Source organism: Psychrosphaera sp., from assembly GCF_982872775.1.
The window spans coordinates 38,531-52,558 of record NZ_CEYNSH010000001.1 but is presented as its reverse complement, the minus strand read 5'-3'; the positions used below and the strand labels follow the sequence as shown (position 1 = coordinate 52,558).

At 43.9% G+C, this 14,028-nt stretch carries 12 protein-coding genes; 11 read left to right on the top strand and 1 reads right to left on the bottom strand.

The features are described from left to right. Positions 1-35: 35 nt before the first annotated feature. A complete protein-coding gene (locus AC4E96_RS00215; protein WP_490254542.1) occupies positions 36-1,568 on the top strand; it encodes a uroporphyrinogen-III C-methyltransferase in 1,533 nt (510 codons plus the stop codon). Further along, positions 1,561-2,769, top strand: a complete 1,209-nt coding sequence (locus tag AC4E96_RS00210; RefSeq protein ID WP_488032061.1) for a heme biosynthesis HemY N-terminal domain-containing protein — start codon at positions 1,561-1,563, stop codon at positions 2,767-2,769. Before AC4E96_RS00215 ends, AC4E96_RS00210 begins: the two co-directional genes overlap by 8 nt. 86 nt (positions 2,770-2,855) lie before the next feature. On the opposite strand, the gene AC4E96_RS00205 is transcribed toward AC4E96_RS00210, so the two are convergent. After that, positions 2,856-3,944 carry a mechanosensitive ion channel family protein gene (locus AC4E96_RS00205; RefSeq protein WP_488032062.1) on the bottom strand — a complete coding sequence of 363 codons (1,089 nt, stop codon included), beginning with the start codon at positions 3,942-3,944 and terminating at the stop codon, positions 2,856-2,858. 90 nt (positions 3,945-4,034) lie between these two features. On the opposite strand from AC4E96_RS00205, the gene AC4E96_RS00200 reads away from it, so the two are divergent. From AC4E96_RS00200 to AC4E96_RS00160, 9 genes are all read left to right on the top strand, one after another. Continuing rightward, positions 4,035-4,946, top strand: a complete 912-nt coding sequence (locus AC4E96_RS00200) for a peptidylprolyl isomerase (RefSeq protein ID WP_490254541.1) — start codon at positions 4,035-4,037, stop codon at positions 4,944-4,946. Between the two features lie 205 nt (positions 4,947-5,151). Beyond that, positions 5,152-5,829 (top strand): GntR family transcriptional regulator, encoded by a 678-nt coding sequence (locus AC4E96_RS00195; protein WP_488032064.1) that lies wholly within the window; start codon positions 5,152-5,154, stop codon positions 5,827-5,829. Between the two features lie 90 nt (positions 5,830-5,919). Beyond that, entirely contained in the window at positions 5,920-6,798 is an 879-nt protein-coding gene (prpB, locus tag AC4E96_RS00190) for a methylisocitrate lyase (RefSeq protein WP_490254540.1), read from the top strand. 154 nt (positions 6,799-6,952) lie between these two features. After that, the gene (gene prpC / locus AC4E96_RS00185) at positions 6,953-8,074 is read left to right on the top strand and encodes a bifunctional 2-methylcitrate synthase/citrate synthase (protein WP_488032066.1); all 1,122 of its coding nucleotides are present in this window, start codon (positions 6,953-6,955) and stop codon (positions 8,072-8,074) included. A gap of 146 nt (positions 8,075-8,220) precedes the next feature. Next, complete coding sequence (acnD, locus tag AC4E96_RS00180) at positions 8,221-10,809, top strand: Fe/S-dependent 2-methylisocitrate dehydratase AcnD (protein WP_490254539.1); 2,589 nt, start codon at positions 8,221-8,223, stop codon at positions 10,807-10,809. Then, complete coding sequence (prpF, locus tag AC4E96_RS00175; RefSeq protein WP_490254538.1) at positions 10,809-11,990, top strand: 2-methylaconitate cis-trans isomerase PrpF; 1,182 nt, start codon at positions 10,809-10,811, stop codon at positions 11,988-11,990. The genes acnD and prpF overlap by 1 nt, the downstream gene beginning before the upstream one ends. Positions 11,991-12,108: 118 nt before the next feature. Further along, a complete protein-coding gene (locus AC4E96_RS00170; protein WP_490254537.1) occupies positions 12,109-12,858 on the top strand; it encodes a tetratricopeptide repeat protein in 750 nt (249 codons plus the stop codon). A 19-nt stretch (positions 12,859-12,877) separates the two neighbouring features. Next, positions 12,878-13,624: a bestrophin-like domain gene (locus tag AC4E96_RS00165; protein ID WP_488032070.1), complete on the top strand. Its 747-nt coding sequence runs from the start codon at positions 12,878-12,880 to the stop codon at positions 13,622-13,624. Positions 13,625-13,725: 101 nt separating this feature from the next. Then, a complete protein-coding gene (locus AC4E96_RS00160; protein ID WP_490254536.1) occupies positions 13,726-14,010 on the top strand; it encodes a hypothetical protein in 285 nt (94 codons plus the stop codon). The last annotated feature ends 18 nt before the right edge of the window (positions 14,011-14,028 follow it).

The window sequence follows — 14,028 nt, the reverse complement described above, 5'->3', positions numbered from 1 at the left end:
CCCACTGATGTAGGTAATAGGTAACGGGCAATAAAATGGTAGATAAAAAAAAGAAGGACAAATCGTTGGCTTCTAAAAACGACGCAAACCAACGCATGAATGATGCAAACTCTGAATTAGAAAAATTAGAGGCGGAGCTTAAGGCCCGTGCTAATGATGCCAGTGATAAAGCCGACTCGAAAAAAGAACCGTCAACACAAAAGCCAAGTGATACTCCATCGAGTCAACCTTCAGCTAGTACTGCCACTTATTCGTCTAAAGACAAGCCTTCAGCAAAGCCTGAGAATAAGTCCAAACCTGAACCTTCTGCCTCCTTTAGCTCTTCATCACAACGCTCACAAAGCGCTTCGTCACATTCACAACAAAATAATAAGAAATCCGGTGGCATCAGTATTCTAGGCTTATTTGGCTTTTTATTTGGTCTAATCGCGTTGGCCGGTGTGGCTTATTTATACTGGCTACAACAACAAACCGCACTTTCTCACCAACAGCAATTAGAACAGAATCAAGTTATTGCTCAGCAAAGCCTTGTTGAAACTCGCCGAACGGTTGAAAAAGTGCAGAATAATCTAACCGCATTGGAGAGCAATCAACAAAATAACAATGAGTTTGTCCAAGACACGCAAAGACAATTAACAAGTTTGACGGCACGCATTAAAGAATTAGGCCAGGTTCAACCAAACACTTGGCTAGCCGCTGAAAGTTTATATTTGGTCAATCTCGCCGAGCGACGCCTTCTTATTGAGCAAGACATTAATACAGCTATTCAGTTGTTAGTTGATGCCAATATCCGACTTGATGCGATGAATGACCCTAGTGTGTTTTATTTACGTCAAGCAATCAGTGAAGACTTAGCCCTTCTTGCCGCTATCCCAAAACCAGACACCGACTCTGTGTATCTAGCGTTATCAGGTGTCATCCGTCAGCTTGAAACATTGCCTTTGGCTCATATCTATGTACCAGACCCGGCCGAATTACCAACCAAACCTGAAATATCTGACGACGTAAATGATTGGCAAGCGAACCTGTTGGCAAGTGTAAAGCGGTTTATGGGTAACTTTATTTCTGTCACTCGACGTGAAAGTGCTGTAGAGCCTGAACTTCCGCCCAAACAGCGCTGGTTTGTAAGGGCTAATATTCGTCAGCAGCTTTTGATTGCGCAACAATCAGTATTAGAAGGTAATGTCGCTATTTATCAGGATGCACTAACCAACGTTGAGCGTTGGTTAAAACAATACTTCGATTTGACTCAGCCGAGTGTTGTGGCTTCAATCAATACGATAATCGAGCTGAACAAGAAAAACGTAGCGCAAGTATTACCGGCTAATTTGAGCTCTCAAGCGTTGCTTAACAAACACGTCATAGGATTAATGCAACTGCAGCAGCAACGGTTGCAAGAACAACTCCGCACGCCAAGCCCCTCAGAAACCGATCTAAATGACTCTGAGCAATCTGAAGATCGCCCTAAAACAGTCGATGACGGCGGGAATGAATCGACAGAGACTAACCAACCTCAAGAAAACTCTATCGAACAAACATCAGTTGAGACGGAGGTGAATAATGGGTAAATGGCTAAAACGAATTATCGTCTGGGGTTTAATCATTGCGGCACTACTCAGTGCGCCTTTGTTGGTAGGTAAACAAGGTTACGTCCTTATTTCTCTAGGAACTTGGACCGCAGAAGGTTCTATCGTCTCTTTTGCAGTAGCCATTACTCTAACAGTCCTAGCGTTTTACGCTGTGTTTCAAGTATTAAAATATTTGTTCTTGATGCTGATATGGCCAAGTAAATGGTGGCAAAAATTCCACGCCAAAACTCACGCCAATTATTATCAACAAGGCCTAAATTTAATGGCACTTGGTCAATGGCAGCTAGCGGCAGAGCAGTTTTTGCGAGTCAGACGAAGTGAAAAAATAGAGTCGGCACGCGCGTTGAGCTTAGTATGTGCAGCCCAATCACAACAACCTCACGTCGCCGAACAAGTCAAAAAGCAATTAGATATTGAAGAACTAGATTTGACAACAAGTGCCTACCGAGTGGATTTTGCAGAATTGGTTATCCTATCTCAAAACAAAGATTACGAAGCGGCGAGAGCCCACATCGATAAGTTGGCTTTACCTTTATTAAAGCAAACCGTAGCTTACCAACAATTATGGCTCGAAATTAATATCTATAGTCACCATTGGTCTGATGTCGATACCCAACTACCTAAGATTCAGAAGAACTTGAAAAAGTCTTTCTCGGATGAAGCATTTGCGCTTTGGAATGAACAGCTCAAAACTTGGTTCGAACGCGGGTTTGCCGACTATGTTCAAAGTAAGTCATTAAACCAGCTAAGTGAAGTTTGGCAATCTTTACATAAAACCAATCGCCAAATGCCAGAAGTGTTTTTTGCTTATTTGTCAGCACTGGCTACGGCTCAACAAAGTGACAAAATTGAAACGTTGATTTTAGATCAGAAGAAAGTCATTGATAACGAGTTGATTTTGGCCGTCGTCAGACGCTATTACGAACTCAACCATCAAGTACAAATGGACAAGCTTTTTCACCGCGTCCACCAGCAAGCGACTAAGTCACCTCACGACCAGACGTTATTAACTATCATGGGTTATTTAGCGGCTGGACAAAAAGACCATCAGTTAGCTCAACAAGCATTGCAACAGGTTATTTACAGTAACCCTCACCCAACGGATATAAAATTGTTCGCTCAGGAGCTGGCCCTGTTAGGCGAGACGCAAAAAAGTTTAGAGATGTACCACTCGCTCTAGACTTTATTACGAGAAAAGTCGCTGAGTAAATTAATCTGCTCAGCGATTTGAATAGCTTGATTCGTTGAGTAGCTTGGGTAATTTAATTAAGAAGCCGGCTCACTCTCTACAAACCCCGACCCTCTCTCTTCAGAGTGAACATGCAAAGTTTGAGTTGGAAACGCAAACTCACCGTCGTGTTTTTCAATGATTTCGGCAATCGCAAGTAAGACTTGGTGTTTATGTTCGTGGAACGTCACCCAATCAGTCGTCACCGTCATGCAATAAACCAAGATATTCAAACTAGACGCACCAAAACCATTGAAGTTAACAATAATGGTTTTGTCTTGGGCAATCAGTGCCGAATTGGTTAAATACGCTTTTATGTCTTCTACCATTGCATTGACTTGATCAATGTCCTCATACCGCACGCCAATCGTTTCTTTGATGCGCCGGTTTGTCATTCTCGAGGGGTTTTCGACAGTAATGTTATTGAACATTGAGTTTGGTACGTATAAAGGACGCATATCAAAGGTTCTTATCTTGGTAATGCGCCAGCCAATGTACTCAACGGTGCCCTCAATCTCTCTATCCGGAGATCTGACCCAATCACCGACCTTAAATGGCTTGTCCATGTATAACATGATCCCACCAAACCAGTTCGACACTAAGTCTTTAGATGCAAAGGCTAACGCCGCTCCTGAAACACTACCAAGTGCAATCAAACCACTGGCATCTAATCCCAACAAATCAAATGCCACAATTGCCAGAACAACCATTAACAACAAGCGACAAACCTTTGCTACTCCAATGATAGCGGTCTGATCGAGTCTGACCGTATCGTGAGTATCCAAAAACGCCGTTTCTAATGTATTAACCACTCTAAAGCCAAACCAACTTAAGTGAATGGCAGCCATTAGCTTAACGACGGGGTATTCATTCAAGCCGATTTTGAGTACCCAGAATTCATTAACTAAGTGTAACGCGTGCCAAAACAATAATAAGAAAAGGAACATACGAAGTGGGTGATAACTTGAATAAGCGGCTGCGCCCCAAAATTTGTCTTTGCGCTGGGAAACAATGTTCGATTTAAAATAGCGTAATAAAAATAACACCGTTAAGTTGGCGCTGACCGCCATCAACTCAAAAAAGTAGTCATTGTTGGGATTAAAAAAGTCGGAGATTACTTCAAGCAAGGTGTCACTTCCTGTTGTATTTTGTCAAAAACGGGTTACTTTATATTCAGTTAGGTTATCTAAAAACAATAATAAATGATAGGAAGCAAGATGTTAAAACACTGGAATAAACACCACATTATTAACGCGAGCCGAATCGTCACTTCGTTTTTTGCTTTGCTAATAAGCGCACAGCTATTTGCAATCGACACACAAGTTCAATCAGACGATGTCTTAGACTATGTTTCGATCCCTCAAACCGACTTAGTTTACATGCAAACCACAAAGGGCATGTTGGTTTTTCAGATCACTGACATTCAATCGCCAATGGCGGCACAGCAATTTAAAAACTTAGTCAAAGAAGGTTTTTACAATGGCCTCGAGTTTTATCGTGTTGTGGACGGTTTTGTCATACAAGGCGGCGAGCAAGAATATAACGAAAAGACTAGTAAACCGAGTGCGTTCCGAAAAACATTAAAGGCCGAGTTTACTCGCCCTATCCCAGCAGACTCAACATTTCAGCTGGTTCAATCTCCAGCTATGCTTGCACCAGAAACGGGGTTCATCGATACCTTTCCTGCCGGTCGAGACCCAAAAACAAATGAAGAATGGCTATTACATTGCCCAGGAGCGCTAGCGATGGCTCGTGATAATGCCCCAGATACTGCTACTACCGAATTCTACGCTGTTATTGGTCATGCACCTCGTCACCTTGATCGCAATATGTCTATATTTGGTCGTTTAATTGATGGTATGCCTGCTGCACAAGCCATGAATCGAGGACCTAAAGAAAAAAGCGGAATGATTGAAGACAAAGATCAGCGAACTAAAATCCTTAGCGCCACTCTCGGTACAGATTTGATGGCAGGCCAACAACGCCAATATTCAGTTGAAAACACACTTGGTCAGAAATATCAAAAGCGTCTTGAATCTGCGCGTCATAATTCAGGCCCGTTTCTAGTTTACCCTGGCACAGGTAATGTTGACGTTTGTTACTATCAACCAAGGATTAAACAAAGTTAAAACCAATTGAAATAAACGGTGCCTAGCCCGCTGTGACTCAGTGGGCTGTAACTAATCATGTGAAAGCGTAAAGCTAGCTGTCCAGTTTAGTCGTCAAACCATCTTTGTTTTGTCGACAATTTAGACCTCTTTGTTTGACTAGAGTCTTAATCAACCCTATATTGTCTACAATCCATTCAACAAGATTGAGGCATATTCATTTCTCGTGGCTAATATCACTCTCCCTTTCGATCAACCCGTTACGTCTGCAGACAAAACCTTTGTTGCACTTCGCAAAGATATCGTCGAAGGCAACCTAGCAGCAGGCTCCAAACTATCAGAAGCGGATTTGTCGACAAAATACAGTGTATCGCGTGCGGTAGTTAGAGAAGCCATTAACCGACTTGAATCTAGCCATCTTGTTGAACGCAAAGCAAACGTGGGTGCCCGAGTTGCAACGCTAACTATCGAAGGGTTAATCGAACTTTACCAAGTCCGAGAGTCTCTTGAAGGGATGGCCGCGCGTCTTGCGGCCAAGAATATGACAAATGATGAAATTGACGACTTAAAAGCGTTACTCAGCAGTCATTTCGATAAAGTCAAAGACGGGCAGTCCTATTATCAAGAAGCGGGTGATGTCGATTTTCATTACCGAATTATTCTTGGCAGCAAAAACAAACACCTTATCAATATGTTGATCAACGGTATTTACCACTTGGTTCGAATGTATCGAGTCCAATTAGGTATGGCTGGTCCTCGAGTGACAACCGCCTTTGACGAACACAAACACGTTTTGCAAGCCATTAGCAATCGTGACGAAGAGCTAGCCGAGCTACTCATGCGTCGTCACATTTTATATTCTAAAAATAACATCGAACAAAAATTAGTATCGATGCAACCCTGATTACCACTAACAACAATAATAAGTAATCACAATTATTAACCACGAACATGAAACGTATGTTCAAACAGGTCAAACAACAGAGAGAGAAATATGAGCGCAGGTAAAAAGTTTAGACAAGCGTTAGATGCAAACCAACCCCTTCAAATCGTCGGCACCATCAATGCCTACACAGCAATGATGGCAAAACAAATCGGGCATCAAGCTATTTATTTATCAGGTGGTGGCGTTGCCAATGCGTCTTACGGTTTACCAGACTTAGGTATGACTTCACTGAATGACGTTATTGTTGATGTTCAACGCATAACTTCAGCTTGTGACCTACCATTAATGGTCGACATTGATACAGGTTGGGGCGGTGCATTCAATATCGCCAAAACCATTCGTGATATGGAAAAAGCAGGTGCGGCGGCTGTGCACATGGAAGACCAAGTTGCTCAAAAACGCTGTGGTCACCGTCCAAATAAAGAAATCGTTTCAACAGAAGAAATGGTAGACCGTATCAAAGCGGCGGTAGATGCGCGTACTGACCCTGACTTTTTCATCATGGCTCGTACAGACTCTTTTGCTCAAGAAGGCTTAGAAGCGGCAATTGAACGCGCTAAAGCGTATGTTGCTGCAGGTGCCGACGGTATTTTTGCTGAAGCGGTTCAAACAGAAGAACACTACCGCGCATTTTCTGAAGCGTTAGATGTGCCGATTCTGGCGAACATTACTGAGTTCGGTAAAACTGAACTTTGGAACAAAGAAGAGCTAGGTCAGTGGGGTGTGGACATGGTTCTGTATCCACTAAGCGCTTTCAGAGCAATGAACAAAGCAGCCGAAAATGTTTATAAACACATTTTGACCGATGGCGATCAAAAAGCCGTAGTAGATACAATGCAAACACGTATGGATTTGTACGATTATCTTGGCTATCACGAGTACGAGCAGAAGCTAGACTCTTTGTTTGCTGAAGGCAAAAATAAATAGCGACATTGCATTAAATGCAAGTAGCAGTAAAACATATAAAAACTAAATCATTAAATAACAAATATTTCAGGTTCAACATATAACCGTCTGGTTGGCGCCGAAGTCTAAAAATATAAACGGCGCCAAAGCAGATAATCTAAATTAGGAGAGAGACATGGGTAAGGTATTATCAGGTGCAGGTCTACGTGGCCAAGTGGCAGGTAAAACAGCACTTTCAACCGTTGGAAAATCAGGTTCAGGTCTAACGTACCGTGGATACGACGTAAAAGACTTAGCCAATAACTGTCAGTTCGAAGAAGTTGCCTACCTTATTTTAAAGGGCACATTACCAACCCAAAGCGAGCTTGATGCTTATAAGAAAAAACTTCACGGCATGCGCGGTTTACCTCAAGCACTGAAAGACGTACTAGAGCGTATTCCAGCTGATGCGCACCCAATGGATGTATTGCGCACTGGTTGTTCAATGCTTGGCAACTTAGAAATGGAATTGGACTTTGGGCAACAGCAAGATGCGGCTGACCGAATGTTGGCGTGTTTCCCATCAATCATTTGTTACTGGTACCGCTTCTCACACGATGGTGTTCGCATCGACGTTGAAACAGACGACGATTCAATCGGCGCACACTTCCTACATTTATTACACGGTGAAAAGCCAAGTGAGTTGCACGAGCAAGTCATGCACGTTTCACTTATTCTTTACGCCGAGCACGAATTTAATGCTTCAACGTTTACTGCACGTGTTTGTGCATCTACATTGTCAGATATTCACTCTTGTGTTGCGGGTGCTATCGGCTCATTACGTGGTCCACTTCACGGTGGCGCAAACGAAGCCGCGATGGACATGATCCAAGAGTTTACTTCTGCGGATCACGCTGAAGAGCAAATGATGCTTAAATTAGCCAAAAAAGAAAAAATCATGGGCTTCGGTCACGCAGTTTATTCAGAGTCAGACCCGCGTAACGAAATCATCAAAGGCTGGTCAGAAAAACTGGCTGAGCAAGTTGGTGACACCGTTTTATACCCTGTTTCTGTACGTTGTGAAGAAGTCATGAAGCGCGAAAAAGGCTTGTTCTGTAACGCCGATTTCTTCCATGCCTCTGCGTATCACTTTATGAATATCCCAACTAAGTTGTTCACACCGATTTTCGTTATGTCACGACTAACGGGCTGGGCAGCTCACGTGATGGAACAACGTGCGGACAACCGTATCATTCGTCCATCTGCAGAATACATCGGTGAAGAACTACGTCCAGTTACGCCAATTTCAGAGCGTTAATCGCCTTTTCATCGAAAATATCAGGCTAGTGTTTCGCTAGTCTGATTTTCTGAATTGTTTTAAGCAAACGTGTTTTATATGTATTTGATTTACACGAGCTTGTTTTAAACAGAATTTATTTCAAAAAGAATCCAGAAAGCCGAATTATGAATATCGAATATAGAAAGCCGTTACCGGGCGCCAACGTCGACTTTTTTGACACTCGTGCAGCCGTTAATGCGATAAGCCCTGGCGCATACGAAGCCTTACCTTACACTTCTAAGGTGTTAGCAGAGAACTTAGTCCGTCGTTGCCCAAGTGACAAACTGACTGACTCATTAAAACAAATCATCGAGCGCAAGCGTGATCTAGATTTCCCTTGGTTCCCAGCACGCGTTGTTTGTCATGACATTCTAGGTCAAACGGCATTGGTAGACCTCGCAGGCCTACGTGATGCCATCGCTGAAAAAGGCGGCGACCCGGCCAAAGTAAACCCAGTTGTTCCGACTCAACTGATTGTCGATCACAGTCTTGCGGTTGAGCACGCTGGTTATGAAAAAGATGCCTTTGAAAAGAACCGTGCCATTGAAGAGCGTCGTAACGAAGACCGTTTTCACTTTATTAACTGGACCAAAACAGCGTTTAAAAACGTTGATGTAATACCTCCAGGTAACGGCATCATGCACCAAATTAACTTAGAGCGTATGTCTCCGGTTATTCAAAACCGTGACGGCGTTGCGTTCCCAGATACGTTAGTTGGTACTGACAGTCATACGCCGATGGTTGATGCACTGGGTGTTATCGCGGTTGGTGTTGGTGGTCTAGAAGCCGAAAGTGTGATGCTTGGCCGTGCTTCTTATATGCGTCTGCCAGACATTATTGGTGTTGAACTTACCGGCAAGCCACAGCCTGGTATCACAAGTACTGATATCGTTTTGGCCTTAACCGAGTTTTTACGTAAAGAGCGCGTTGTATCTTCATACTTAGAGTTCTTCGGTGAAGGTGCGAACGCACTAACACTGGGTGACCGTGCGACCATCTCAAACATGACGCCAGAGTTTGGTGCGACCGCGGCGATGTTCTATATCGACCAGCAAACTATCGATTATTTAACGCTGACAGGCCGTGATGATGACCAAGTTAAACTAGTTGAGACTTACGCGAAAGAAGCGGGCCTTTGGGCTGATGACATGACGGGCGCTCAGTACGAACGCGTACTAAGCTTCGATTTATCAAGCGTTGTACGCAATATGGCGGGTCCTTCGAATCCACACGCTCGTGTCGCAACCACTGATTTAGCGGCAAAAGGCATTGCTGGAAAAGTTGAAAACGAAGAAGGTAAAATGCCAGATGGTGCTGTCATTATCGCAGCCATCACTTCTTGTACTAACACGAGTAACCCTCGTAACATGATTGCAGCAGGTTTGATTGCTCGTAACGCCAATGAAAAAGGCCTGTTACGTAAACCGTGGGTAAAAACATCATTAGCACCAGGCTCTAAAGCTGTGACTATGTACCTAGAAGAGGCCAACTTATTACCTGAGTTAGAGCAACTTGGTTTTGGTGTTGTCGCCTATGCGTGTACATCGTGTAACGGCATGAGTGGCGCACTTGACCCAAAAATTGCCCAAGAAATTAAAGATAGAGACTTGTATAGCACGGCGGTACTTTCGGGTAACCGTAACTTTGATGGCCGAATCCATCCACATGCAGATCAAGCATTCTTAGCCTCGCCTCCATTAGTTGTGGCGTACGCGATTGCCGGTACGATTCGCTTTGACATCGAAAAAGACGCCCTTGGCGTCGACGAGCAAGGTAATCCAATCACCTTGAAAGATCTGTGGCCGAGCGATGAAGAAATCGATGCTATTATCAAAGCAAGCGTCAAACCTGATCACTTCCGTAAAGTGTACGAGCCAATGTTTGATCTTACCGTTGACTATGGTGAAGACAACAATCCACTTTACGATTGGCGTCCACAAAGTACTTATATTCGTCGTCCTCCATACTGGGAAGGCGCATTAGCCGGTGAACCAGCCCTGAAAGGCCTGCGTCCACTTGCCGTACTTGGTGATAACATCACTACTGATCACCTATCACCATCAAACGCTATCATGGCTGAAAGCGCGGCCGGTGAGTACCTTGCCAAAATGGGCTTGCCAGAAGAAGACTTTAACTCTTATGCCACCCACCGAGGCGATCACTTAACGGCACAGCGTGCAACATTCGCTAACCCTAAGTTATTGAATGAAATGGTACGTGAAAATGGCGAAGTAAAACAAGGTTCATTAGCCCGAATTGAGCCGGAAGGCAAAGTGACCCGAATGTGGGAAGCCATTGAAACCTACATGGAACGCAAACAGCCATTAATCATTGTTGCTGGTGCGGACTATGGTCAGGGCTCTTCGCGAGACTGGGCCGCTAAAGGCGTTCGATTAGCGGGTGTAGAAGTTATCGTTGCTGAAGGATTTGAGCGTATTCACCGTACCAACCTTATCGGTATGGGTGTACTACCGGTCGAGTTTGAAGCTGGTACAACACGCAAAACACTAAACATCGACGGCACAGAAACCTTTGATGTTGAAGGTCAGCCGAGTCCTGGCGCGACATTAACGCTCATCATTAATCGCAGTAATGGTGAGTCAGTTCGCGTTCCAGTTAAATGTCGCTTAGACACAGCTGAAGAAGTTTCGATTTACTCAGCCGGTGGTGTCCTTCAACGCTTTGCTAAAGACTTTTTAGAGGCGGAAGCATAATGCACCTGCCGCAAATAAAAATACCCGCTACGTATATGCGTGGCGGTACGAGCAAAGGGGTCTTCTTTAACTTAGAAGACCTACCTATTGAAGCACAAGAGCCAGGCCCAATTCGCGACCAGGTTCTACTTCGTGTGATTGGCAGCCCTGATCCTTACGGCAAGCATACCGACGGTATGGGTGGCGCAACATCAAGCACGAGTAAAACCGTGATTTTGTCAAAAAGTAGCAAAGCTGATCACGACGTTGACTATTTATTTGGTCAAGTCGCGATAGACAAGCCATTTATTGATTGGAGTGGTAACTGCGGCAACTTGACCGCTGCGGTTGGCTCTTTTGCGATTAACAATGGCTTGGTCGACCCGACCCGTATTCCAGAAAATGGCATCGCTGTGGTTCGAATTTGGCAAGCTAACATCAAAAAAACCATCATTGCCAATGTGCCGATTACCAATGGTGAAGTGCAAGAAACCGGCGACTTTGAGCTAGATGGTGTAACCTTCCCTGCCGCAGAAGTACAAGTCGAGTTTATTGCGCCAGCCGATGGCGAGGGCTCAATGTTCCCGACTGGTAATTTAGTCGACAAACTTGAAGTGCCAGATATCGGTACCTTCGATGCGACCTTCATCAATGCTGGTATTCCAACGATTTTCTTGAATGCAGAAGCGTTGGGTTACACAGGTACTGAGTTACAAGAAGCGATAAATGAAAACCCAGAGGCGCTTGCGAAATTTGAAACGATTCGCGCCCATGGTGCCGTTCAAATGGGACTTATCCAAAACGTCAGTGAGGCTGCAGCAAGACAACACACGCCAAAGGTAGCATTTGTAGCGCCACCAAAGCAGTACGTGAGCTCTAGTGGTAAAGCCATTGCTGAAAACGAAATCGACGTGTCTGTTCGTGCCCTATCCATGGGTAAAATGCACCACGCCATGATGGGAACAGCAGCAGTTGCAATTGCCGCTGCGGCTGCGATACCGGGCACCCTGGTTTATCAAGCAGCGGGCAACCAACCTCGTGATGCTGTTACTTTTGGTCACCCGAGTGGAACGTTAAAAGTAGGCGCAAAAGCCAGCTTACAGGATGGCGAATGGCAAGTTGATAAAGCCATCATGAGCCGAAGTGCGAGAGTGTTAATGGAAGGTTGGGTTCGCGTTCCGGCGGATACGTTAATTCCATAAAGTCGCACGGCTATTATTAGTAAGAGGAAATCGAGTAAAAAGCTGGATTTCCTCTTTTTGTTTGTGTACATTTTTTAAACAACACATGGAGTAAAATAATAATAAAAAGGACAGAAAAATGCGGACTCTATCAATTGTCGTTGCGTTAATAGGCTTAACTGGCGCACCGCTTCACGCTCAAAATGACATCACTCAGCCTAATCAAACTTCCAAGCCGAACGACACGTCTAAATCAACGACCAACCAAGTAGAATCAAGCACTAGCCTCATTACTATCGAAACTGCAATAAATGCCTTTAATCAGCATCAATTAGACACGGCCAAAACACAGTTTGAGTTTTTATTAAGCAAAGCCCCTTACGACCCGGCTGTGAACTTTTATTTAGGTAAGATTGCCTTTAATAAGAACCGCTACGAAGAAGCTGAAGGCTATTTGGTTCGCGCTGTAGAGGTAGAGTCAGACAACCCTGAGTACCTTTCGAGCTTAGGAGAAAACTACTTTAAGCTTGCTGACCAGGCATCCATTTTCAGTAAAATGTCGACGCTTGCCAAAGGTCGAGATGTCTTTATTCGAGCGCACCAACTGGACGCTAATCACATAGTAACCATTCAGTCCCTTGGCCATTTTTATTTAACCGCTTCTAAACTCATTGGTGGTGACCCAGACAAGGCTGTCAGTTTATTTACTCAATTAACAAAAATAACACCGGATAAACCAGAGGCGTATGATAATCTCGGCAAAAGTCTGCTAACCACCGAGAACTATCAAGCAGCCAAGGCGGCATTTGAACAGGCACTAATGCTTGAGCCATCTCTGCAATCATCTCTAAGTGGTTTGAAAGAAGCTGAACAGGCTCAATTAGACTGACACAAATTAAGGATCTAAATTGCAACTCTACGAATTCAGTACCATCAGTATTGCCATCACTTTATTTCTGGCAATAAGCTTTTTTAATGAAATAGGGTTTGCTATTGGTCACTTTGTCCAGAAAAAGACAACAGATGAGGTAAAATCTCTCACTGGTTCAATTCAAGGCAGTATTCTCGGTCTACTTGCTTTGTTATTAGGTTTCACCTTTAGCATGTCAATTCAGAAATACGATGCTCGAACCACGGCCCTAATTGATGAAGCAGCGTCAATCAAACAAGTCATGATGGCGTCTAGTCACCTACCCAACTCTTTGAGACCAGAGTTTAAGTTATTACTTGAACAGTACGTCGAGACAAAACTGGAGTTAGCAGAGCTAAGTATTGTTGAAGACAAGTCGCGACAAAAACTCACCACGCACGTCGAGTCTATTCAACAGCAAATGTGGCAACTAACCGACAACAATGCATTACAAAATGATGTGGCACTGTTGATAGAGCGTGACTTTAAACGCAATGCACTTATCAACAACTATGCCCCTGAAGTAGTTCTGTACTTGTTGTTTTTTGTATTTGTTATTGCGGTTACGATTTTAGGTTACTCAGCAGGACTCAGCGGGAAGCGTTTGACCATACCTATTTCGTTAGTCGGAATTCTCATTACGCTGATTGTTTATATCATTATTGATCTCGACCGCCCTAAACGCGGCTTGATCACGACAGAAATGGCACCTCTACATTTAATTTCGAAACAATTGAAAAGTTAAACTACACTCAAAACTCGATGTATTAAATTCGCGTTTTTATCATATGTATTTATCTCATCATCAAAACCGCGAATTGAGATTAACAAAAGGAAGTAGGTTATATGTTTTATCGTGTTTTGTTCGTCGTCGTTTTCAGTTCCTTAATACTTGCCTGTGCCCAAAACTCAACATCTGAGAGTAAAGCCCTTACTGAAAGTAAAGCCGTAGCTAAAAGCTCCGATTTAGATACCAATCCGATTGCTGAAGGCAAGAAAAAAGCTAAGAAAAAACAAAGTGAGCAATGCGAACAGGCGCATTTTAGATGGATGGAAGCGCGCGCCGCAGAAGATGAAGCGGCGATAGCAGCGGCCAAGCGCAGCGTCGATAAACACTGCGCGAAAGGCTAATCACCACTCATTACGTAA